Source organism: Pseudomonas sp. RIT-PI-o (assembly GCF_001297215.1).
GTDB lineage: Bacteria > Pseudomonadota > Gammaproteobacteria > Pseudomonadales > Pseudomonadaceae > Aquipseudomonas > Aquipseudomonas moraviensis_A.
This window is the reverse complement of record NZ_LHPA01000046.1, coordinates 106083-128243: the sequence shown is the minus strand read 5'-3', so window position 1 is coordinate 128243 and position 22161 is coordinate 106083. Positions and strand designations below refer to the sequence as shown.

The following is a 22161-nucleotide window of genomic DNA, read 5'->3' as shown; positions in this document are numbered from 1 at the left end:
AAGTGCGACCCATGACCGTGTTGAAGATGTCCGACCTCGATCTGCAAGGTAAGCGCGTATTGATCCGCGAAGACCTCAACGTCCCCGTCAAGGACGGTGTTGTCACCAGCGACGCGCGCATCCTGGCTTCGCTGCCGACCATCAAGCTGGCCCTGGAAAAAGGCGCGGCAGTGATGGTCTGCTCGCACCTGGGCCGTCCTACCGAAGGCGAATTCTCTGCCGAAAACAGCCTGAAACCTGTCGCCGACTACCTGAGCAAGGCGCTCGGCCGCGAAGTGCCGCTGGTGGCTGATTACCTCGGTGGCGTCGAGGTCAAGGCGGGCGACATCGTGCTGTTCGAAAACGTGCGCTTCAACAAGGGCGAGAAAAAGAACGCTGACGAGCTGGCCCAGCAATACGCGGCCCTGTGCGACGTGTTCGTGATGGACGCTTTCGGTACCGCTCACCGCGCCGAAGGTTCGACCCATGGTGTAGCCAAGTTTGCCAAAGTCGCTGCCGCTGGCCCGTTGCTGGCCGCTGAGCTGGACGCACTGGGCAAAGCTCTTGGCGCACCGGCCAAGCCAATGGCGGCGATCGTTGCCGGCTCCAAGGTGTCGACCAAACTCGATGTGCTGAACAGCCTGAGCCAGATCTGCGATCAACTGATCGTCGGCGGCGGCATCGCCAACACCTTCCTCGCGGCGGCCGGTCACCCGGTCGGCAAGTCGCTGTACGAACCGGACCTGCTCGACACCGCCCGTGAAATCGCTGCGAAAGTCAGCGTGCCGCTGCCGGTTGACGTTGTGGTCGCCAAGGAATTTGCGGAAAGCGCTGAAGCGACTGTGAAACTGATCGCCGACGTTGCGGCTGACGACATGATTCTCGACATCGGCCCGCAAACCGCGGCCAACTTCGCCGAGCTGCTGAAATCGTCGAAAACCATTCTGTGGAACGGTCCGGTTGGCGTGTTCGAGTTCGATCAGTTCGGCAACGGCACCAAGGTACTGGCCCAGGCCATCGCCGAGAGCTCGGCATTCTCCATCGCTGGCGGTGGCGACACCCTGGCGGCGATCGATAAATATGGCGTGGCTGAACAAATCTCCTACATTTCCACCGGTGGTGGCGCGTTCCTCGAATTCGTCGAGGGCAAGGTGCTGCCTGCCGTTGAAGTCCTGGAAACCCGGGCCAAGGCCTGAGGCCGCCCGTTTGGCCAGGCAAAGGAGTGTTTTCATGGTCAAGTCGTTAGCGCTGTTGTTGCTGAGCGGTACGCTGGCGGCCTGCGGGAGTAACCCGAAGGCCGACGCGACGCCAGCACCGAGCGAGCCGCAGAAGGGCTGTTATCAGGCCGACTGGCAGGCCGAAACCAACCCGGTGCTAAATAAGCGCTCGGGTCCGGACGGCCTGGACAAATACGAGACGCAAACCCCGGTCAAGGAACATGGTTGTCCTTGACGGGTCTGACTCTTTAACTCAGGGCTGGCGGCGAGCGTCGCCAGTCGAGGAACACGGATGAAAGGCTTGATCGCCGTTGCGGCGTTGGCATTGTTGGGCGGTTGCGCGCAGTTGAACCTGTTTCAGTCGTCGGCCCCGGCGGACAACTGGACAACCTGGACCTGCGACAGCCAGGCCAAGGTGTTGTGGCGTTACGCCGATGCCGGCCAAAAGGAAGTCGACGTTCGTCTCGGCGGCGGTGATCAGGTCTATCGCCTGAAAGAAGAGCCGGGCGCCTCGGGCACGCTGTACAGCGATGGCATGCTGGCGTTTCACGTCAAGGGTGACGAAGGCCTGGTGTATTGGGTCGCCACCAATGACCTGATTGGCCGTGGATGCAAAGCGCAGTAATTGACACACCGCAGGCTCACTCCTACAGGGGATCTGTGTAGTTCTCAGGATTATGCTTTATCGAATCACCAGACCGGGCCTCAATCCCCGATCTGCATTAACTTGAATAGCCGCCGCCGCTCCGGCAGGCTGGCACGATCAACGACCCTCAACCGGGAGAGACACACACAATGGCACTTATCAGCATGCGCCAGATGCTGGACCACGCAGCCGAGTTCGGCTACGGCGTTCCAGCTTTCAACGTCAACAACCTTGAGCAGATGCGCGCCATCATGGAAGCCGCTGACAAGACTGACTCCCCGGTGATCGTCCAGGCTTCGGCCGGCGCGCGCAAATACGCCGGCGCGCCATTCCTGCGTCACCTGATCCTCGCCGCGATCGAAGAATTCCCGCACATCCCGGTGTGCATGCACCAGGACCACGGCACCAGCCCTGACGTCTGCCAGCGCTCAATTCAACTCGGCTTCAGCTCGGTGATGATGGATGGCTCGCTGGGCGAAGACGGCAAGACCCCGACCGACTACGACTACAACGTCCGCGTTACCCAACAAACCGTGGCCATGGCTCACGCCTGCGGCGTTTCGGTAGAAGGCGAGCTGGGTTGCCTGGGTTCGCTGGAAACCGGTATGGCCGGTGAAGAAGACGGCATCGGCGCTGAAGGCGTTCTGGATCACAGCCAGATGCTGACCGACCCGGAAGAAGCCGCTGACTTCGTCAAGCGCACCCAGGTCGATGCCCTGGCCATCGCCATCGGCACCAGCCACGGCGCCTACAAGTTCACCAAGCCACCGACCGGTGATGTGCTGGCGATCGATCGCATCAAGGAAATCCACAAGCGCATCCCTAACACCCACTTGGTGATGCACGGTTCGTCCTCCGTGCCACAAGAGTGGCTGGCGATCATCAACCAGTACGGCGGCGACATTAAAGAAACCTACGGCGTACCGGTTGAAGAAATCGTCGAAGGCATCAAGCACGGCGTGCGCAAGGTCAACATCGACACCGACCTGCGCCTGGCATCCACCGGCGCCATGCGCCGCCTGATGGCCACCAACCCGAGCGAGTTCGACCCACGTAAATTCTTCGGCGCCACCGTGACCGCCATGCGTGACGTATGTATCGCTCGCTATGAAGCGTTCGGTACTGCCGGTAATGCTTCGAAGATCAAACCGATCTCCCTGGAAGCGATGTACCAGCGTTATCTGAAGGGTGAGTTGAACGCGAAGGTTAACTGATTCATTACAGTTCTAAGTGGTAATAAAAAACCCGTCGTGAGACGGGTTTTTTTTTACGCTTTAGGACGAGCTCATTTTTTTGTAAATTCGATGTTGTAGGTTTTACCCAAATTCGGCCCCCCGCGGTCTACATGAACTGTGCCCTCCAAGCGGGAATAGTTTCTATCAGGCGATCGCAAGCTGATGGTGCGTACGTTGTGTTCCCCGCTGTTTACTTCCGCTCGAAGATTAAAGGATACAGGGGATTCATCTGTCAGGTTCGCATAAGCGAAAAAGCCAGTTACTGTCCAGTTCATACCGTAATACTGCATGCTGGCTTGACTAATGTTGCCCTTCTGCGGATCCGATGCTGTGATTGTGAGGGATGCTTCATTGCTCGCGCCGCTATCGAACACGCGACCATTGTAAATTCCGTTCGGGTTAACTTGGCCCATGAAGTTTCTCCTTTCATTGTGGTGATGAGTGATGAAAAGAAGAGTTTCCCCTTCCCTTTTTATATTTCCGAAGTGAGGTTATGGAGTTGCACACATTTCGTCACCTGTCAGAGTTGACAGGTATCTAGGCCTTTTTGCGATGAGTTTTATACTTAAAGGAAATATGGAAGTGTAGTGGTCAACAGATTTCGGATACCTCGAGAAGTTATTCGACGCCATCGCCCGCTCGTAACCTCTGAGGCAAACCCCGTCATCAGATGGGGTTTCAGATTTTTCTGCACTTGAATGAGCGCAGTAAATTGGCGGGGAATAGCAGATCAGCGAGAGTTTGGCTATTAAAGGTGTTAAGTCTATGTCTTCTTGATATAAAAACCTGTCAGATATGACAGGTGTGCCGGCCCAGTCGAAACACTAAACTTTGAATTCATTTATTTTGTAGGACGAAGAAATGAAAATCGAACTGGAAGTTGATAAACGAGTTGCGGGTGACCTTAATATCACTTACAAGCATCCAGAGTATGGTTCTCACCCGCTTAATCTTAAAAATGAAGGTTTGTACTCTGATAAAGAGTTTTTCTATCTTAATCCCAAGTATAGGACTTTCGGAGGTCACGAATATTATATGGGAGTTAAGTTTAAAAAAGATCTCGTCGCTGGTGAGGAATACAAACTAGAGGGGAATGATCATGGTCCGATTTGGGCTCATTTAGAATTTGATTGGGTAAGCGGTGATAAAAATGCGAGTGGTACTTTTCGTTTGACCAAAGGCGGAGACCGTCCAAAAGGGGTCTTTAATCTATCTGAGGAAGGAGTCTTTTCCGTAAAAGGGGATTTTGAGTTCTAGGAAACCGCGGCTGACATCGGTCTGATGCAGCACGGCAGACTCATATAGTCTGCCGTTTTATCGGTTTTCGTGATCTGTTAGTGCGTGCCAGGAGATTTATTTGTCGTGATCGATGTCGAGTTTGGAGAAGGTCACCTGCCCACCCTCACTGGTGTACCCGGTGTTGTCCTGCACATACACCCCGGCCTTGAAGTACAACGGCTTGTCCCGCCACGTCGCGCTGATCTGTGAATCCCACTGATAACCCGCTGCACTCACACCCAACGCGCCGCCGGGGCTGAGGTGGATGAGGTAGTTGAATTCGCGATCGAGCTTGATACCTGTGGCGAGGGTAATGACACGGCTTTCTTCGTCATCGGGGCGCATGCGCACCTTGATCACCAGATTGCCCGCCTGGGTTTTCTCTTTGTACTGATATTCGAGCTTGACCATCGGCTTCTGACTTTCATAAGCATGAATCTGGCCGATGACGATCTTGCCGGAGCTGGGCACTTTATTGACTGTGAGGGTCGCGCGCAGCAGGTTGTCGGCGTCCGGGTAGTACCAGTTGCGCAGGGTGCCGTTGCTGTAGGTCTCGCGCAGTTCGGTACGCGGGTAGATGGCGTTTTCGGTTTTTGACCCGGTGACCGGGGACCAGAAAAACAAGGTTCCGGTGTCGGAATGGAAGTATTGATCCTTGAAGCCTTTCACCAGTTTTTCGGTTTCGACGGTGTACGGCGGGCTGCCAACGGGAACGCTGAGATTCCAGGTTGCGAGATCGATCATGTCGGTTCTTCCACTCGATTCATCCTGAACGCGGGTGCCAGAAGCTCTAGCCCGCGCCTTTTCGGGGCGCCTTTATAAGCGTAGCGGCTATTTTTGTTAATGCCCGTCCGGCAGTTGATTGGCGTCAACATCCTGTCGAAATGCCATCCTGCCCGGTTTCCGGGGTCTGTAGCGGCGACCGTTAGTCGGCTCGATGGAACATTGGCCAAATGATGGCGTGGCGGCTGCTTCTGCTTTGTGGCTTCCGCGACTAGAGTGAAGGCTCAGTACGTCTATGGTTTTGCCGGCAACCGGTCCCGATAAGAGAAGCAGCATGGAATGCGCGCAACCCCAGCCAGGTGAAGGCAACTCGGTCCTTTTGATCGTCGATGATTACCCCGAAAATCTGATCAGCATGCGCGCGTTGTTGCAGCGCCAGGATTGGCATGTGATGACCGCCGCCTCCGGTTTCGAGGCGCTCAATCTTTTGCTCGAACACGACATCGACCTGGTCCTGCTCGATGTGCAGATGCCCGGCATGGACGGTTTTGAGGTCGCACGGCTCATGCGCGGCAGCCAGCGCACGCGGTTGACGCCGATCATTTTCCTCACCGCCAACGAGCAATCCCAAGACGCCGTGATCAAGGGCTATGCCAGCGGCGCCGTGGATTACCTGTTCAAACCGTTCGATCCGCAAATCCTCAAGCCCAAGGTTCAGGCACTGCTTGAACACCAGCGCAATCGCCGTGCCCTGCAACGCCTCAGTCATGATCTGGAAGTGGCGCGCGCCTTCAATGCCTCGGTGCTGGATAACGCCGCCGAAGGCATTCTGGTGTTGAGCGAGGACGGCGTGATTCGCTTTGCCAACCCGGCTATTTCGCGGCTGCTCAACGCGCCGGTCAAGGAGCTTGAGGGCAAGGAGTTTCTCGACTTCCTGCAGAAGCCGCACATTCCGCTGTGGGCCGATTCCGAGTTTTACGCCGGCTACCAGCGCGGCGAAACTCTGCGCCTGCACGATGCGTTGCTGCGCACTGCGCCCGGACAGCAAGTGCCGGTGGCATTGTCCTGCGCGCCGCTATCCTCGGAGCAGCACGCGATGGTGGTGACCGTCCTGGACATGTCGGTGGTGCGCCACTTGCACCAGCAACTGGAATTCCAGGCAGTGACCGACCCTCTGACCGGCCTGCTCAACCGGCGGGGTTTCTACCAGACCGTGGAAAACCTGTTGTTGCGCGGCGAACGCAGCGACAGTAGCTGGGTGTTGCTCTACCTCGATCTCGACGGCTTCAAGCGGGTCAACGATTCCCTCGGCCATGACGCCGGCGACCGCGTGTTGCGCTGGGTCTCCGAACAGTTGAAGGCGTGCCTGCGGCCGTTCGATATCCTGGCGCGCATGGGCGGCGATGAGTTCACTGCGCTGCTGGATCTGGAATTCCCCGAGCAAGCGGCGAAGATTGCCGAGAAGCTCATCGAGCGGGTGTCGGTCTGTCAGCAGATCGAAGGTCTGGATATTGTCCTTGGCGCCAGCATCGGCATCGCCACCTATCCCGACTGTGGCCGCAACCTCGACGGTTTGCTGCGCGCCTCGGACATTGCCATGTACGAAGCCAAGCGGGCCGGGCGTCAGCAATATCGCTTTTATGATCATGAGATGAACGGCCGCGCACGCTCGCGCCTGATGCTGGAAGACAGCGTGCGCGAGGCCATCGAAAACCGCGATTTCAATCTGGTCTATCAGCCGCAGGTGGCGATCGGTAGCGGGCAGACTCGTGGGTTCGAAGCGTTGCTGCGCTGGCAGCATCCGAGTGTCGGCGATGTGCCGCCGGGACTGTTTCTGCCGTTGCTGGAAGAAGCGCGGTTGATCAGCCGCCTCGGCAGCTGGATCTATCACCGTGGCGCCGGCCAGCGCAAAGCCTGGGAAGCGCTGTTCGCGGAGGATCTGGTGCTCGGCGTGAGCCTGAGCAACACCCAGTTCGGCTTGCCGAATCTGGTCACCGAGTTGCGTCAGGTCATGGAGCGCCATGGGCTGCAGCCACGGCAACTGGAAGTGGAGGTCACCGAGGAAGCGTTGATGCAAAACCCGGACGAGACGCGCAAGCAACTGCGGCTGCTGCGTCATCTCGGGGTGCGCGTGGCGCTGGATGATTTCGGTTCCGGATCATGCTCGCTGGCGCATCTGCGTGATCTGGAGCTGGACACGCTGAAGCTCGACCGCCATCTTATCGCGCGCCTGCCGGACTCGCCACGTGATGCTGCGCTGGTGCGCATGGTCATCGACCTGTGCAAGCAATACGGCCTGCTGGTGATCGCCGAAGGGGTGGAAACCGTCGAGCAATACCGGTGGCTGCAAGCCCATGGCTGCGAGTACGTGCAAGGTTTCCTGGTGGCGCGACCCTTGGTCGCCGAGGACGCGGCCCGCTTTGCCGAGCCGTTCGACTGGAGCGCGCTGGCCGGTTGAATTCGCTACACTGGCGCACCTTTTTCCGAGCCGTGCTGCCCGTCCATGACTGTCTTGAAGTACCTCCAGGCCTATCCCGAGCGTTTACAGGATCAGGTGCGCCAACTGATCGCCGAGGGGCGGCTGGGTGATTACCTGGATCAGCGCTACTCGGGACGCCATGACGTGCAGAGCGACAAGGCGTTGTACAGCTACGCGCTGGATCTCAAACAGCAGTACATGCGCAACGCGCCGGCCATCGACAAGGTGCTGTTCGACAATCGCCTCGACCTGACCCACCGCGCCCTCGGTCTGCACACCACGGTCTCGCGGGTGCAGGGCGGCAAGCTCAAGGCCAACAAGGAAATCCGCATCGCCTCGCTGTTCAAGGACGCCGCGCCGGACTTTCTGAAGATGATCGTGGTGCACGAGCTGGCGCACTTCAAGGAATCGGACCACAACAAGGCGTTCTATAAACTGTGCGAGCACATGCTGCCGGGGTATCACCAGATCGAATTCGATCTGCGCGTGTACCTGACGTGGCGGGATATGCAATAAAAATCAAAAGATCGCAGCCTCCGGCAGCTTCTACAGTTGGAATGCGATCTTTTGCAGGCTGCCGAAGGCTGCGATCTTCTAACGTTGGGAGTGTTTGGATGGACGTCAGCAAGACCAAAAGCAGTTTCTACCGCCGTCTCTACGTGGCCTATCTGATCGACAGCGGTCTGGCGCCCTGCGTGCCGGCGCTGACCGAAGTCACCGGCATGCCCCGACGCACGGCGCAGGACACCATCGCCGCGCTGGCCGATCTGGATATCATCTGTGAATTCGAGCAGGAAGAGGGCGCACGCAATCATGCCGGGCGCTATCGGATTCGCGAGTGGGGGGCGATTGATCGCGGGTGGATCGAACGAAATTTGCGGCAGATCAAGGCTGTTCTTGAGTATCCCTGAAAAAGCCCCTCACCCCAGCCCTCTCCCAGAGGGAGAGGGAGCCGATCGGGGGAAATTGTAGAATTTCACCGACGTGAGCGAATGCTGTTGAATCCATAATCGACACTGTTTTTCAGGTCGCCGCATGGCCCAAGACACCAAGGTCAGTCCCCTCTCCCTCTGGGAGAGGGTTAGGGTGAGGGGCTGTTCAGGCGCGACGCATCCCGATGTGAGGAATGCCATCCTCCAGATATTCCTCACCCGCCACTTCAAACCCGTATTTGCCGTAATACCCTTGCAAATGCGCCTGCGCCGACAGATAGATCGGCACCTGCGGCCAGTGCTTCCCGGCCTGTTTCAGCGCCTGTTCCATCATCGCGTGGCCCAGCCCTTTACCGCGACCGGCAGGGGCGGTGATCACCCGGCCAATCACCACGTCACCACCCTGGGATTCCGGATCGAGCAGGCGCAGATAAGCCATCAACTGATCGTCCTCCCAACCCATCAGATGGTAGGTATCGCCTTCCAGATCCTGGCCGTCGAGGTCCGGGTAGGCGCATTTCTGTTCGACCACGAACACGTCCGAGCGCAGTTTCAATAGCGCGTACAACTGCTCTTTGCCCAGATCGCTGTGATGTTTGCAGATCCACTCGATTGTCATCTTTCGATTCCTTGAATACGTCGCCCGATACTAAGCGCAGCGGCGCCGTATGTCTGTATGGCGCAACAGTCTGTGATAAAGGTCAAAATGCCATCATTCCTTTCTCGCGGCGCCTGCGACTTTGTGTAATCTGCTCAAGAGCACTGCGTACTGGCTCCCATGAGCTAATGTTCAATGCTTGGGTTTTGCCGGTAAGGGGCCTTGGATTTTGACGTGAAACCACGTCGGGCGGATGCCCGCTGAGGATGTTCAAGCATGCTGCGATTGCTTCAAGCCGTTGCTTTGATCGGACTGCTGTTGCTCGGCCAGGATGCTGCAGCGCAAAAGCTGCGGCTGGTGTTCGATAACTGGCCGCCGTTTACCGACGATGCGCTGATCAACGGTGGCCTGGCCACTGACATTGTCAGCACCGCACTGGCGCGCGCCGGTTATGCCAGCGGTTACGAGCAAGTGCCGTGGGCGCGGGCGTTGCTGGGGATTAGCGAAGGGCGTTACGACGTGCTGGTCAACGCCTGGTACAACGACGAGCGCACGCAGATCGGCCAGTTTTCCGGCGAGTACCTGATCAACCGCATTCGCTTCCTCAAGCGCAAGGATGCGCCCATCGACTACAGCAACCTCGAGCAACTGCACACCTACCCGATTGCGGTGGTGCGCGGGTATGCCTATTCCGCATCGTTCGATGCCGACACGGCGATGCAGAAAGTCCCTGTGCACAACTTCGCCATGGGCGTGCGCATGCTCTCGGCCGATCGGGTCAAGCTGACGCTGGAAGACGAATACGTGGCGAAGTATTACCTGGCGCGGGAATCGGCGAAGGTGCGCAATTCTGTGGAGTTTTTACCCAAGCCGCTGAGTGAGAACAGCCTGCACATATTGGTCAGCCTGAAGAATCCGCAACATGAGCAGATTGTCACAGGGTTTGATCGGGCGATTGCAGCGATGAAGGCTGACGGGACCTACGAGAAGTTATTGCGGCGGCATGGAATGTGAGGGCTGAGCTGGAATTTATTGTGGGGCTGATGGCCCTATCGCGAGCAGGCTCACTCCTACAGTTGGAATGCGTTCCCCTGTAGGAGTGAGCCTGCTCGCGATGACGCCATGTCAGCCAGCACTGACCTCGCTGGTGTCTTTGATCAAATGCGCCGCCAACGTCCGAAGCGGCCCCAACTGCCGGCAGATCAGCGCCAATTGCGTCTGTACCAGTCGCTGGCCTTCATCGATCTCCTCCGGCATCTGCTCCAGTTCATTGGCCAGTGCTTCCTCTTCATCACTCTGAATCGCAATCGGCTGCTTGCTCGCGAGGCCTTGGGCGATTTCGTCGATGCTGCTCGCCAGTTTTACCCCTGCGCCCTCGATCAAATGCTCACGCACTTCGGCTGGCAGCTGCGTTTCGCGGTGTGCGCCGAGCCCGGACAGGTAACTGAGCAGGGTGTGCGACAGCACCAGGAAACGGAAACCGACATCGGCTTCCTTTCGGAAATGCCCCGGCTCCATCAGCATGTTCGCCAGCGTCGTCGACAGCGCCGCATCGGCGTTGTGCGCGTTGCGTCGGGCGAGGCGATAGGCGAGGTCGTCGCTCTTGCCCGCGGCGTATTGCTGCATGATCTGGCGCAGGTAGATGCTGTTGCAGGTCAGGGTGTTGGCCAGCACTTTGTTCAGGCGCCGGCCCTGCCAGTCCGGCAGGAACAGGAATACCGCCAGCCCGGCGATCAGACTGCCCAGCAGGGTATCGAACAGCCGTGGCAGAAACAGCCCGTAGCCATCGCCGACCTGATTGAAGCAGAACAGCACCATGATGGTGATCGCCGCCGTCGCCAGGGTGTAGCGGGTGGTGCGGTTGGTGAAGAACACCACGCCGGCAGCGATGGCGAAGCACGATTGCACCACTGGGTTGGGGAACAGATCGAACAGCGCCCACGCCACCGTCAGGCCAATGGCCGTGCCGATGATCCGCTGGCCGAGTTTGCGCCGGGTGGCGCCGTAGTTCGGCTGGCAGACGAACAGCGTGGTGAGGATGATCCAGTAGCCTTGCGACGGGTGAATCAGGTGCACCATGCCGTAGCCGATGCTCAATGCCAGCGGCAGGCGCAGGGCATGGCGGAACAGCAGCGAGGTGGGCGTCAGTTGCGTGCGCAAGCGAATCCAAACGTCCTTGAGATTGCGCGGTGAGCGGTCGAGCAGGCTGCTGTCGGTGGCATCCGCCAAGGCGTCAGGATTGCTGGCATCACTGAGCAGGCGGTCGAGGGTGCCGAGGTTGGCCGCCAGTGCGCGCAACGAGCGCAACAGGCCGCGCCATGCCGGGTTGCTCTGGATGCGCAAGTGCTCGAGGGAGGCATGCAGGTCGTTCAGGGCTTCGGCGAAACTGGCGTCATAAATGAACGGCTGGCGCATCTGGATCGACTCCGCCAATGCCCGGCAAGCCTTGCCTTGCTGACGCAGCAGGCGCTGGCAGCGGAACAGCACGTCGCTGTGGAAGAACGCCTCGGCCAGCGCGTTGTAAGGGTAGTGCGACGAACTGGCGCGTTCGTGGATGTCCTGCGCGAGGAAGTACAGCTTCAGATACCGGCTGACTTTCGAGCCCGGTCGACCGTTGCCGACCCGGTGCAGGATGATTTCCTTGGCGGTGTTCAGTGCGGCGACCACCCGGCCATTCTGCTGCGCCAGTTCGAGGCGGCGGGCTTCGACGTCCATCTGCCGGATCGGCTCGAACAACGAGGATTTCAACTTCAGGTAAAGGCCCAGCTCGCGGAATAGCCGCGCCAGACTCTGCTGCACCGGTTGATTGGAAAACAGTGCCTGCCACAGTACCGACAGCAGGCCATACCACGCCGCGCCAGCGACCAGCAGCATCGGTTCGTGCCAGAAATCGGTGACCGCGCCGCCGCGCTGATCGACGCCGATCATCGTGTACACCGACAGAATCAGCGTCGCCGAGGCGATCGCGCCGTAACGCTCGCCCAGCGCACCGAGCATGGTCAGGCCGAAACTGGCCAGCGCCAGGGCCACGGCGAAAATGATCGGGTAGGGGAAAAGCAGCTCCACCGACAGCGCGGCGATGCTGAAACACACCAGCGTCACGGCGAGGGCGTTGAGGCGGCCCTGCCAACTGTCGTCGGTCTCGGCCAGGGCGCTGGCGATGATGCCGAGGAACAACGGGATCAGCAGGCCCATTTCATCCTGATACCAGCACAGCGCCATGCTGCCGGTCAGGGCGATGAATACCCGCACGCTGTAGCTGAATTTATCCAGCGCCCACAGGCGCCGCAAAGACTGACGAAACGAGGTCGAGGACATGAAGTGCGAAGGCCTTCCGAGGCGATGCCGCTAAATTGAGCCAGTAATGACGCCGACGCAATGGCGCCGAGCACATCTGACAGCAAAAAGTGTTCCTTTTACTTACACCACAAACCACTGTGGGAGAGAGTCTGCTCGCGAAAGCGGAGTGTCATTCAACAGATATGTCGACTGATATACCGCATTCGCGAGCAGGCTCGCTCCCACAGTTGTGATTCGTGTTGGATCAGACGTACTGCGCCGCCGCGTAGCCGGAGGCCCAGGCCCACTGAAAGTTGAAGCCGCCCAGATGCCCGGTGACGTCGAGCACTTCACCAATGAAGTACAGGCCCGGGCTTTTCAGCGATTCCATGGTCTTCGACGAAACCTCGCGGGTATCGACGCCACCCAGAGTCACCTCAGCCGTGCGATAGCCTTCAGTTCCCGCCGGCACAACTTTCCAGCTGCCAAGCTTCTCGGCAATCTCCGCCAGTTCAGCGTGGGTGTACTGCTTCATCGGTTTGGAGACAAACCAGTTGTCCGCCAGCAGATTGGCCATCTTCTTGGTGAAGATTTCGCCAAGCAAGGTTTTCAACTCGCTGTTCGGACGTTCGGCGACTTGCTCTTGCAGCCACGTCGCCGCGTCGTGGTCCGGCAGCAGATTGATCTCCACTGTGTCGCCGGGTTCCCAGAACGAGGAAATCTGCAGGATCGCCGGGCCGCTGAGACCGCGGTGAGTGAACAGGATGTTTTCGCGAAAGCTCTGCTCGTTGCAGCTGACCAGGCAATCCACCGAGGTGCCGGAAAGCTCTGTGCACAAATCCTTGAGCTGGTCGGTGATGGTGAACGGCACCAGTCCGGCGCGGGTCGGCAGCAGTTCATGGCCGAACTGTTTGGCCACCTGATAACCGAAACCGGTAGCACCCAGAGTCGGGATCGACAGGCCTCCGGTGGCGATCACCAGCGACTGGCATTGAACCTGACCGAGGGTGGTGTCGAGCAAGTAACCGCTTTCGACCTTCTCGATAGTCTGGATCGACGTGTCGAGGTGCAGTTCGACACCGGCCTGATCGCACTCGGTCAGGAGCATTTCGAGGATGTCGCTGGATTTGTTATCGCAGAACAGCTGGCCGAGTTTCTTCTCGTGGTACGGGACGCCGTGTTTGCCGACCAGACCGATGAAATCCCACTGGGTGTAACGCGCCAGCGCGGATTTGCAGAAATGCGGATTCTGCGAGAGGAAATTGCTCGGTTCGGTGTACATGTTGGTGAAATTGCAGCGGCCACCGCCGGACATGAGGATTTTCTTCCCCGCCTTGTTCGCGTGGTCAAGCAGCAACACCTGACGCCCGCGCCCGGCGGCAGTCAGGGCACACATCAAGCCGGCGGCGCCAGCGCCAATGATCACGACTTCGGTAGAGCGCAAAACGGTGTCCTCTTGGTGGGTCGCTACAACACAAACTGTGGGAGCGAGCCTGCTCGCGAAAGCGCTGTGTCATTCAACAATGATGTCGACTGACCGATTGCATTCGCGAGCAGGCTCGCTCCCACAGGGGATCTCCTTTGGATGGAAGATCGCTTAGAGAATGCGTACGCGCAACGAGCGGCCCTTGATCTTGCCGTCGTTCAGGCGCTGCAAGGCCTGCATGGCCACGGTGCGCTCGACAGCGACATAGGCCTGGAAATCGAAGATCGCAATCTTGCCAACCTGCGCACCGGGAATGCCCGCTTCGCCAGTCAATGCGCCAAGAATGTCGCCTGGACGCACCTTGTCTTTACGGCCAGCGCCGATGCACAGGGTGGTCATCGGTGGTTGCAGCGGTGCCAGGCCCTGGGACTTGAGGTTGTCGATCTGATCCCAGTTCAGTGGCGCTTTCTGCAGTTGTTCGATGGCTTGCGCACGATGAGCCTCAGACGGCGCGACGAGGCTGATGGCAATGCCTTTCTCGCCCGCGCGACCGGTACGGCCGACGCGGTGGATGTGGATTTCCGAATCCCGCGCCAGCTCGACGTTGATCACCATGTCCAGCGCATCGATATCCAGACCACGGGCTGCGACGTCGGTGGCAACCAGCACCGAGGTGCTGCGGTTGGCGAACATCGCCAGCACCTGATCGCGGTCACGCTGTTCCAGATCGCCGTGCAGGCCGACGGCGGAAATGCCTTTGGCGGTCAGGTGATCAACGGTTTCCTGCACTTGCTGCTTGGTGAAGCAGAACGCCACGCAGGACGCCGGACGGAAGTGGTGCAGGACTTTGGTCACTGCGCTCATGCGCTCTTCCGGGGAAATTTCGTAGAAGCGCTGTTCGATCTGCGTGTCGTCGTGGAAGGCTTCAGCCTTGACGGTCTGCGGATCGCGCATGAATTTCGAGGCCAGTTGCTTGATGCCCACCGGGTAGGTCGCGGAGAACAGCAGAGTCTGGCGACGCTCCGGGGTCTTGATGATGATGTCTTCGATGGCGTCGTAGAAACCCATGTCGAGCATGCGGTCGGCTTCGTCGAGGATCAGCGTGTTCAGACCATCGAGCACCAGCGAACCCTTGCGCAGGTGCTGCTGAATGCGCCCCGGGGTGCCGACGATGATATGCGCGCCATGCTCCAGCGAAGCGATCTGCGGGCCGAACGACACGCCACCGCAGAGGGTCAGGACCTTGATGTTGTCTTCGGCGCGGGCCAGACGACGGACTTCCTTGGCCACCTGGTCAGCCAGCTCACGAGTCGGGCAGATCACCAGCGCCTGGCAACCGAAGTAGCGCGGATTGATCGGGTTGAGCAGGCCGATGCCGAACGCGGCGGTCTTGCCGCTGCCGGTCTTGGCCTGGGCGATCAGGTCCATCCCCTTGAGGATCACCGGCAAGCTCTGCGCCTGGATCGGCGTCATCTGGGCATAACCGAGTGATTCGAGGTTAGCCAGCATGGCGGCGGACAGCGGCAGAGTATTAAAAGCGGTGGCGATGGTGGTCACGGGACTGGCCTGCAAAACAAAATGTCGCGCAGTGTAGCAGCCCCGTGCCAGTTTCCTCGACAGTTCTGGACGAACAGCCACGTTTATCCAAGTGGCGTTAAACCTGTGGCGAGGGAGCTTGCTCCCGCTGGGGCGCGAAGCGGCCCCCGCTTTTCTACTCAAAAAGCAGGGCCTGCTGCGCAGTCCAGCGGGAGCAAGCTCCCTCGCCACAAAAGCCCTTCATCCCACATCAGTGTTCGATGTGTTCCTGCGGCCGTTTCGCCCGGCGCCCGTCTTCCTTGGACAGTTGCGAGAAGATCGTTGCCGCGAGCATCGCCATCACGCCGACCGTAACGAAGGTCAGCTGGAAAGCGCCGAGCACGGTTTCCACACCATCGTTGCCGACCTTGGCAGTGAAGCCGCCGAGCAGCGCGCCGGCGCAGGCCACGCCGAGGCTCAGCGACAATTGCGCGACCACCGACAGCAAACTGTTGCCGCTGCTGGCGCTGGCATCGTCGAGGTCGATCAGGGTCACGGTGTTCATCGCGGTGAATTGCAGCGAGTTGATCGCCCCCAGCACCGCCAGCAGGCACAGCAGCAGCCAGTACGGCGTCTGCTCGCTGACCAGGCCCATGCTCGCCAGCATGATCCCCAGTGCCAGCGTGTTGCCGGTGAGGACGATGCGATAGCCGAGGCGTTCGATCAGCGGTCGGGCGACCCACTTGGCGATCATCGCCGCAGCGGCCAGCGGCAACATGCTCATCCCGGCTTGCGAGGGCGAATAGCCCAACGCCACTTGCAGCAACAACGGCACAAGAAACGGCAGGGCACCGCTGCCCAGTCGTGCGAACAGGTTGCCGAGAATGCCGACGGCAAAGGTGCGGGTCTTGAACAGTGACGGCGCGAACAGCGGATTCTCGATATGCCCGGCGCGCAGCCAGTACGCCGCCAGACAGGCCATGCCGGCGAACAGCAGCAACATCACCCGCAGGTGCGGCAAGTGCAGTTCGCCAAGGCCTTCCATGGCAATGGTGATGAGGATCATCGCCGCGCCGAACAGCAGAAAACCGAGGCTATCGAAACGCGTGCGCTCCGTGCCGCGCAGGTCAGGAATGAATTTCCACACCGCATAACAACCGATGACCCCGACGGGCAGGTTGATCAGGAAGATCCAGTGCCACGTTACGTATTCCACCATCCAGCCGCCCATGGTCGGGCCGATCAGCGGGCCGAGCAGGCCGGGAATGGTGATGAAACCCATGATCCGCACCAGTTCCGAGCGCGGATAGGCGCGCAGCACCACCAGTCGCCCGACCGGCAACATCAGCGCACCGCCGAGGCCCTGGATCACCCGCGCCCCGATGAGCATGCTCAGGCTGCTGGACAAGGCGCAGAGCAGCGAGCCGAAGCTGAACAGCAGGATCGCACCGAAGAAGATTTTCTTGGTGCCGAAGCGGTCGGCGATCCAGCCTGACGCCGGGATCAACAGGGCGACGGTGAGCATGTAGGCGATGATCACGCCCTGCATGCGCAACGGGTCTTCTGCGAGATCGCTGGCCATGGCCGGCAGCGCGGTGTTGAGGATGGTCCCGTCGAGGGACTGCATGAAGAACGCAATGGCGACGACCCGCGGCAACCAGCGTGCGGTGATGGCGTCGAGAGGCGGGCGGTTGGGCATGGAACCTCTGAAGGTGGTTAATCCGGCTTGTCGGTCTGAATGGAACTCTGTGGCGAGGGAGCTTGCTCCCGGTCGGCGGCGCAGCCGTCGTGAATCCGGCCAGCGCGGTATTACTGGAACACCGTGAGCTCCGGCTTTGGGGTCGCTTCGCAACCCAGCGGGAGCAAGCTCCCTCGCCACAGTTGAGTGTGCCCCCCTCACCGGGGGGCGATTTACAGGGTCAAGGTCAGTCGGCTGACCAACGCTCCCGGCAACAACGCCGACGAGGTATTGCGCTGGCTGTAGGTGCTCGCCGACAGCAGCAGCTCGCGCTCGGTGGTCAACGCTTCCAGCTGCGAACCGAGCAGGTTGTAAGCGCTGTCATCGAAACGCATGGTGCTGACCGGCGCCTGGATCTCGCCGTTCTCGACCCAGAATGTCGCGAAGCGGGTCATGCCGGTCATACGCGCCGCCGGTTGGTCCGAGTAGTTCAAGTACCACAGGTTGCTGATGTACAGCCCGGTGCCCAACTGCTTGAGGATCTCTTGCTGCGACAAATCACCTGCCGCCATGTTCAACGCGCTGGGCATCTCGCCGCCGCCCGCACCGTTCGCCGCCAGACCATATTCGGCAGCGCTGCGCGAGCCGACCAGTTGATCCCCGGCCTTGCCCTCGATGATCAGACGCAGATCGCTGCGCGGATAGCCTTCGGCGGAGAACGCCGGGCTCAGCGACTCACTGACTTTCTCATCCAGCGACAGCAACGGGCTGAATGCCTGATCCCCGACGTAGAGCTTCTGCAACGGACTGCTCTTGCTGGCAATCGACTGCGCCGAAAAGCCGCCCCAACTGAGCATGCCCATGATTTCTTCCAGCGCCGCCGGCGCCAGATAGGCGCGGTACTGACCCGGCGCCAGGGTGCGTAACGGTCGGCCGAGAAACTCAAGCTGTTCGCGAGCCTGGGCGAAACGCCTGGCGAAACCCTCGTCGCTCCAGTCGTGCCCGGCGTAGCTGGCCTTCACCGCTTCGCCATTTTCATGGAACAGGCTGAAGTCGAAATTGAAGCTGTTGGCTTCATGCCAGCCGAACGCGCCGGCGGAACTGGCGAAACCGCGGCTGATCGGACCGGCAGCATAAAAACCGACCAGGTCGAGACCTTCAGCGGCGGCGCAGATTTGCCCGACGACATCTTCGGTGTCCGGCAGCGGATGCGCTTGTACGTGCGTGCTCTGCCAACTGTTGTGATTGAGCAGCAGATACGGATCCTGCGGCAGCAGCGGCAGGGTTTCGCGCAATTGCTGCAGGCCCTCGGCGAGCCGTTGCAGATCGGCTTCCTGATCCCCTGACAGCGTGATCTGCAGGTCGGCGTGGCGACCGTCGTTGATCAGTTTCAGGCCGACGTTGGCCTGTTGCACCTGCCCGGCCTGGCGCACCTTGGCGTGATTGAAGCGCACGAACGCCGAGGCTTCGGCGGCGTAGCTGAGCGTGAACTGTTCTGGCTCGCGCACGCTGTCGCGCAGCCAGTTGACCATGACCTTGAAGGCGTCGGACTGACGCTTCGAAATGCTCATCAGGCGTCTCCCCCAAACACATCAATGTTGCTGAATACGCAGGCCGGCGAAGCGTGGCCGACGCGAATCACCTGGTTCGGTTCGCCCTTGCCGCAGTTCGGCGTGCCCAGCACCTTGACGGTGCTGGCATCGCCGACGGCGCGCAGGCTCTTCCAGAAGTGCGCGGAAATCGCCCGGTAGTTGGGATTTTTCACCACGCCTTTAAGTTCACCGTTCTCGATCAGCTGGCCCCATTCGCAGCCGAACTGGAATTTGTTGCGCGCATCGTCGATCGACCACGAGCGGTTGGTGCTCATCAGGATGCCGTGCTCGATACCGCCGATCATCTGCTCCAGCGTTTGATCACCCGGCTCGATGTTGAGGTTGGCCATGCGGTCGATCGGCGGGCGGTTCCAGCCGCAGGCGCGGCTGTTGGCGACGCCATCGAGGCCGGCGCGATATTGCGACAGCGCTCCGCCCAGTGGCCGCAGCAGCAGGCCGTCGCGAATCAGGAATTGCTTGCTGGCCGCAGTGCCGTCGTCGTCATGGCCGTAGCTGGCGAGTTCTTCGGGAATGTCCGGATCGAAGGTTACGTTGAGCAGCCTGGAGCCGTATTGCAGGCTGCCGAAATCGCTGGTTTTGACGAAACTGGTGCCGGCGTAATTGCGCTCATCACCCAGGATCCGGTCGAGCTCCAGCGGGTGGCCGATGGACTCGTGGATCTGCAGCATCATCTGATCGGGCATCAGCAGCAGATCGCGCGGGCCTTGCGGGGTGTTCGGCGCGAGCAGCAGTTGCAGGGCCTGATCGGCCACTTGCGGGCCGGCACCGACCAGTCCGCAACGGCTGATGACATCGGCGCCACCCTGTTGGCCGAAATTCTCCCGGCCCAGGCTACGGGTCTGGCTGTCGTTGCCGTCGTAGGCCGTGACGTCGAGGCCCGGATAGACGAAGCGCTGGGCCTGACGCAGTTCGGCGCCAGCGCTGCTCAAATAAATCTGCTCGACGTGAGTGATGCCGATGCTCACTTGCCAATTGACCAGGCGCTCATCCTTGGGCACCGAGGCGGATTCCGCGCCGAGCAGCTCGAAGCATTCGCTCAGGGACGGGAAGGGCTGTTCGAGGTTAGGCGAAAAATAATCAGCGCGGTCGCTGGAAACCGGCTGCTCGCGCAGATCGAGCAAGGCGTGCGGCTTGAGGCGGCGGGCCTGTTGCTCGGCGCGTTCGAGGGCGGCTTGCAGGCCCTGTTGCGAAAGATCGTTGGTCGCCGCGTAGGCTTCGACGCCATTGACCCGCACGGTGAGCATCGCCCCTTCGTCGCGGCGCAGGCTCGGCGGTTCGGCGACGTTCTTGCGCACCGACAGATACTGCCCGGACTCGCGCACATACCGCAGGGAAAAAAATTCAGCGCCCGTGCGCAAGGCAGCGAAGCGCTGCTTGAGCTGGGGGTGGAAATCGAACATTCGGGAACCTCCTTGTAATGGAGTAGCGGCAGGGCGACAGCGGGGAGGGGTGAAACGGTTGCGCGAGGTCTAGAGTAGGCCTGCGTGGGGGTAGGATCAAGTGAAGAGGGGGTGTAGGAGGTTTTACTGTGCAGCGGGGGAATTTGTGCTGAATCTGAGGGCCCCTTCGCGAGCAGGCTCGCTCCCACAGTTGAAATGCATTCCAATGTGGGAGCGAGCCTGCTCGCGAAGGTCGCGCCTAGGTCTTACGACTTACTGGGTAACCGGTGTGATATCCCGCATCGGCTTGCCTTTGACCGGCGCGCCGTTCGCGACGTAGTACGCAGCGTTGCTGCGCGGCAGCGGTTTGCGACCACGGATCTTGTCGGCGATTTTCTCCGCCATCATGATCGTCGGTGCGTTGAGGTTGCCGGTGGTGATGATCGGCATGATCGAGGCATCGACCACGCGCAGGCTCTGCATGCCGTGCACACGACCTTCGCCATCGACCACGGCCATCTCGTCGGTGCCCATCTTGCACGAGCAGGACGGGTGGAACGCGGTTTCGGCGTGCTCGCGGATGAACTTGTCGAGCTGCTCATCGGTTTGCACTTCGATGCCCGGGCTGATTTCGCGACCACGGAACGCGTCGAGGGCCGGCTGCTGCATGATTTCGCGGGTCAGGCGGATGCCGTCGCGAAATTCCTGCCAGTCCTGCTCGGTAGCCATGTAGTTGAACAGGATGCTCGGGTGCTGGCGCGGGTCCTTGGATTTGACCTGGACGCGGCCACGGCTCGGCGAGCGCATGGAACCCATGTGCGCCTGGAAACCGTGCTCTTTCACACCGTTGCTGCCGTTGTAGTTGATCGCCACCGGCAGGAAGTGGTACTGGATGTTCGGCCACTCGAATTCCGGACGCGAACGAATGAAACCGCCGGCCTCGAACTGGTTGCTGGCACCGATGCCGGTGCCGTTGAACAGCCACTCGGCACCGATCGCCGGCTGGTTGTACCAGAGCAGCGACGGGTACAGCGAGACCGGTTGGGTGCAGGCGTATTGCAGGTACAGCTCAAGGTGATCCTGCAGGTTTTCACCAACGCCCGGCAGATCGTGAACCACCGGGATGTCGAGGCTTTCCAGCAGTTTCGCCGGGCCGACACCGGAACGCTGCAGAATCTGCGGCGAAGCGATCGCGCCGGAGCACAGCAGCACTTCTTTGCGCGCCTTGGCTTCAACGCGCTCTTCTGCGTCGCCGATCAGGTAACGCACGCCGACCGCACGCTTGCCTTCAAACAGAATCTTGTCGGTCAGGGCGTGGGTGACGATGGTCAGGGTCGAACGCTTCTTGGCAATGTCGAGGTAGCCACGGGCGGTGGAAGCACGGCGGCCATTCGGCGTCACGGTGCGGTCCATCGGGCCGAAGCCTTCCTGCTGGTAGCCGTTGAGGTCTTCGGTGCGCGGGTATCCGGCCTGCACGCCGGCTTCCACCATGGCGTGGAACAGCGGGTTGTTGCCGGCCTTTGGCGTGGTCACGCTGACCGGGCCTTCGCCACCGTGGTAATCGTTCGGGCCGATGTCACGGGTTTCGGCTTTGCGGAAGTACGGCAGGCAATCGAGGTACGACCAGTCTTCCAGCCCCGGCAGTTTCGCCCAGCCGTCGTAGTCCATGGCGTTGCCACGGATGTAGCACATGCCGTTGATCAGCGAAGAACCGCCGAGGCCCTTGCCGCGACCGCATTCCATCCGGCGACCGTCCATATGTGGCTCTGGATCGGTTTCATAGGCCCAGTTGTAGCGACGCCCTTGCAGCGGGAACGCCAGCGCGGCGGGCATCTGCGTGCGGAAGTCGAGGCGGTAGTCCGGGCCCCCGGCTTCGAGCAGCAGAACGGTGACGCCTTCGTCTTCAGTCAGACGGGTCGCCAGGGTGTTACCGGCCGAGCCGGCACCTATGATGATGTAATCGAATTCTTGGGACATTGAATGCACCCTCTTTAAATGTGGTCAGGCTGCCGAGTGGCCACTTGCTGTGGCGAGGGAGCTTGCTCCCGCCCGGCTGCGCAGCAGTCGCAAAGCCTGCAACTGAGTTCTGTCTGGATAACTGCGGTGTCTGCAGTTGGGGCCGCTTCGCAGCCCGGCGGGAGCAAGCTCCCTCGCCACAAGGGCCCCGACTTCAGCGTTGCGGCA

19 protein-coding genes are annotated in these 22161 nt (G+C 60.2%); 9 read left to right on the top strand and 10 right to left on the bottom strand.

All coding sequences use genetic code 11. The features are described 5' to 3' along the window. Positions 1-11: 11 nt before the first annotated feature. The 4 genes from AEQ63_RS25850 to fba all read left to right on the top strand — a co-directional run bounded on the left by AEQ63_RS25850 (position 12) and on the right by fba (position 3056). Positions 12-1175, top strand: coding sequence for a phosphoglycerate kinase (locus AEQ63_RS25850; protein WP_064365346.1), 1164 nt, complete (start codon positions 12-14; stop codon positions 1173-1175). A gap of 34 nt (positions 1176-1209) precedes the next feature. After that, a complete protein-coding gene (locus tag AEQ63_RS25845) occupies positions 1210-1431 on the top strand; it encodes a hypothetical protein (protein WP_064365345.1) in 222 nt (73 codons plus the stop codon). 57 nt (positions 1432-1488) lie between these two features. Continuing rightward, a complete protein-coding gene (locus AEQ63_RS25840) occupies positions 1489-1821 on the top strand; it encodes an MliC family protein (protein ID WP_064365344.1) in 333 nt (110 codons plus the stop codon). A 170-nt stretch (positions 1822-1991) separates the two neighbouring features. Continuing rightward, positions 1992-3056: a class II fructose-bisphosphate aldolase gene (gene fba / locus AEQ63_RS25835; RefSeq protein WP_008081027.1), complete on the top strand. Its 1065-nt coding sequence runs from the start codon at positions 1992-1994 to the stop codon at positions 3054-3056. Between the two features lie 71 nt (positions 3057-3127). Here the strand turns inward: fba and AEQ63_RS25830 are convergent, their stop codons facing one another. After that, positions 3128-3490 (bottom strand): hypothetical protein, encoded by a 363-nt coding sequence (locus AEQ63_RS25830; protein ID WP_064365343.1) that lies wholly within the window; start codon positions 3488-3490, stop codon positions 3128-3130. A gap of 448 nt (positions 3491-3938) precedes the next feature. Here AEQ63_RS25830 and AEQ63_RS25825 point away from each other — a divergent pair, with 448 nt between their 5' ends. Further along, on the top strand, positions 3939-4334 hold the full coding sequence (locus tag AEQ63_RS25825; RefSeq protein WP_064365342.1) for a hypothetical protein: 396 nt from the start codon (positions 3939-3941) through the stop codon (positions 4332-4334). A gap of 96 nt (positions 4335-4430) precedes the next feature. Here AEQ63_RS25825 and AEQ63_RS25820 read toward each other — a convergent pair whose 3' ends face one another. Beyond that, positions 4431-5099 carry a polysaccharide lyase family 7 protein gene (locus tag AEQ63_RS25820; protein WP_064365341.1) on the bottom strand — a complete coding sequence of 223 codons (669 nt, stop codon included), beginning with the start codon at positions 5097-5099 and terminating at the stop codon, positions 4431-4433. Between the two features lie 313 nt (positions 5100-5412). On the opposite strand from AEQ63_RS25820, the gene AEQ63_RS25815 reads away from it, so the two are divergent. The 3 genes from AEQ63_RS25815 (at position 5413) to AEQ63_RS25805 (ending at position 8468) form a co-directional block, all read left to right on the top strand. Beyond that, complete coding sequence (locus AEQ63_RS25815) at positions 5413-7536, top strand: putative bifunctional diguanylate cyclase/phosphodiesterase (protein WP_064365340.1); 2124 nt, start codon at positions 5413-5415, stop codon at positions 7534-7536. A 45-nt stretch (positions 7537-7581) separates the two neighbouring features. Further along, complete coding sequence (locus AEQ63_RS25810; protein WP_042606612.1) at positions 7582-8073, top strand: M48 metallopeptidase family protein; 492 nt, start codon at positions 7582-7584, stop codon at positions 8071-8073. A gap of 98 nt (positions 8074-8171) precedes the next feature. Further along, positions 8172-8468 carry a winged helix-turn-helix domain-containing protein gene (locus tag AEQ63_RS25805; protein WP_064365339.1) on the top strand — a complete coding sequence of 99 codons (297 nt, stop codon included), beginning with the start codon at positions 8172-8174 and terminating at the stop codon, positions 8466-8468. 187 nt (positions 8469-8655) lie between these two features. On the opposite strand, the gene AEQ63_RS25800 is transcribed toward AEQ63_RS25805, so the two are convergent. Next, complete coding sequence (locus AEQ63_RS25800) at positions 8656-9108, bottom strand: GNAT family N-acetyltransferase (protein ID WP_064365338.1); 453 nt, start codon at positions 9106-9108, stop codon at positions 8656-8658. A 255-nt stretch (positions 9109-9363) separates the two neighbouring features. Here AEQ63_RS25800 and AEQ63_RS25795 point away from each other — a divergent pair, with 255 nt between their 5' ends. Further along, on the top strand, positions 9364-10101 hold the full coding sequence (locus AEQ63_RS25795; protein ID WP_064365337.1) for a substrate-binding periplasmic protein: 738 nt from the start codon (positions 9364-9366) through the stop codon (positions 10099-10101). Positions 10102-10212: 111 nt separating this feature from the next. Here the strand turns inward: AEQ63_RS25795 and yccS are convergent, their stop codons facing one another. The 7 genes from yccS to betA form a co-directional block, all read right to left on the bottom strand. Then, positions 10213-12405 (bottom strand): YccS family putative transporter, encoded by a 2193-nt coding sequence (gene yccS, locus AEQ63_RS25790; RefSeq protein WP_042606615.1) that lies wholly within the window; start codon positions 12403-12405, stop codon positions 10213-10215. Positions 12406-12631: 226 nt separating this feature from the next. Beyond that, on the bottom strand, positions 12632-13810 hold the full coding sequence (locus AEQ63_RS25785) for an NAD(P)/FAD-dependent oxidoreductase (protein WP_064365336.1): 1179 nt from the start codon (positions 13808-13810) through the stop codon (positions 12632-12634). A gap of 153 nt (positions 13811-13963) precedes the next feature. Then, positions 13964-15349, bottom strand: coding sequence for an ATP-dependent RNA helicase DbpA (dbpA, locus tag AEQ63_RS25780; protein ID WP_024014613.1), 1386 nt, complete (start codon positions 15347-15349; stop codon positions 13964-13966). 229 nt (positions 15350-15578) lie between these two features. Then, positions 15579-17006, bottom strand: a complete 1428-nt coding sequence (gene mdtD / locus AEQ63_RS25775; RefSeq protein ID WP_064365335.1) for a multidrug transporter subunit MdtD — start codon at positions 17004-17006, stop codon at positions 15579-15581. Between the two features lie 212 nt (positions 17007-17218). Further along, entirely contained in the window at positions 17219-18556 is a 1338-nt protein-coding gene (locus AEQ63_RS25770; RefSeq protein ID WP_042606618.1) for a TldD/PmbA family protein, read from the bottom strand. Continuing rightward, complete coding sequence (locus AEQ63_RS25765) at positions 18556-19998, bottom strand: TldD/PmbA family protein (RefSeq protein WP_064365334.1); 1443 nt, start codon at positions 19996-19998, stop codon at positions 18556-18558. The genes AEQ63_RS25770 and AEQ63_RS25765 overlap by 1 nt, the downstream gene beginning before the upstream one ends. Before the next feature lie 252 nt (positions 19999-20250). Beyond that, positions 20251-21954, bottom strand: a complete 1704-nt coding sequence (gene betA, locus AEQ63_RS25760) for a choline dehydrogenase (protein WP_064365333.1) — start codon at positions 21952-21954, stop codon at positions 20251-20253. Between the last annotated feature and the right edge of the window lie 207 nt (positions 21955-22161).

Excerpts from the sequence above, each read along its gene's own strand:
- AEQ63_RS25800 (WP_064365338.1), bottom strand. The coding sequence starts at position 9,108 with ATGACAATCGAGTGGATCTGCAAACATCACAGCGATCTGGGCAAAGAG.
- AEQ63_RS25830 (WP_064365343.1), bottom strand. The coding sequence starts at position 3,490 with ATGGGCCAAGTTAACCCGAACGGAATTTACAATGGTCGCGTGTTCGAT.
- yccS (WP_042606615.1), bottom strand. The coding sequence starts at position 12,405 with ATGTCCTCGACCTCGTTTCGTCAGTCTTTGCGGCGCCTGTGGGCGCTG.
- fba (WP_008081027.1), top strand. The coding sequence starts at position 1,992 with ATGGCACTTATCAGCATGCGCCAGATGCTGGACCACGCAGCCGAGTTC.
- AEQ63_RS25820 (WP_064365341.1), bottom strand. The coding sequence starts at position 5,099 with ATGATCGATCTCGCAACCTGGAATCTCAGCGTTCCCGTTGGCAGCCCG.
- AEQ63_RS25825 (WP_064365342.1), top strand. The coding sequence starts at position 3,939 with ATGAAAATCGAACTGGAAGTTGATAAACGAGTTGCGGGTGACCTTAAT.
- AEQ63_RS25845 (WP_064365345.1), top strand. The coding sequence starts at position 1,210 with ATGGTCAAGTCGTTAGCGCTGTTGTTGCTGAGCGGTACGCTGGCGGCC.
- AEQ63_RS25810 (WP_042606612.1), top strand. The coding sequence starts at position 7,582 with ATGACTGTCTTGAAGTACCTCCAGGCCTATCCCGAGCGTTTACAGGAT.
- AEQ63_RS25850 (WP_064365346.1), top strand. The coding sequence starts at position 12 with ATGACCGTGTTGAAGATGTCCGACCTCGATCTGCAAGGTAAGCGCGTA.
- betA (WP_064365333.1), bottom strand. The coding sequence starts at position 21,954 with ATGTCCCAAGAATTCGATTACATCATCATAGGTGCCGGCTCGGCCGGT.
- AEQ63_RS25770 (WP_042606618.1), bottom strand. The coding sequence starts at position 18,556 with ATGAGCATTTCGAAGCGTCAGTCCGACGCCTTCAAGGTCATGGTCAAC.
- AEQ63_RS25805 (WP_064365339.1), top strand. The coding sequence starts at position 8,172 with ATGGACGTCAGCAAGACCAAAAGCAGTTTCTACCGCCGTCTCTACGTG.
- AEQ63_RS25765 (WP_064365334.1), bottom strand. The coding sequence starts at position 19,998 with ATGTTCGATTTCCACCCCCAGCTCAAGCAGCGCTTCGCTGCCTTGCGC.
- AEQ63_RS25815 (WP_064365340.1), top strand. The coding sequence starts at position 5,413 with ATGGAATGCGCGCAACCCCAGCCAGGTGAAGGCAACTCGGTCCTTTTG.
- AEQ63_RS25840 (WP_064365344.1), top strand. The coding sequence starts at position 1,489 with ATGAAAGGCTTGATCGCCGTTGCGGCGTTGGCATTGTTGGGCGGTTGC.
- mdtD (WP_064365335.1), bottom strand. The coding sequence starts at position 17,006 with ATGCCCAACCGCCCGCCTCTCGACGCCATCACCGCACGCTGGTTGCCG.
- AEQ63_RS25795 (WP_064365337.1), top strand. The coding sequence starts at position 9,364 with ATGCTGCGATTGCTTCAAGCCGTTGCTTTGATCGGACTGCTGTTGCTC.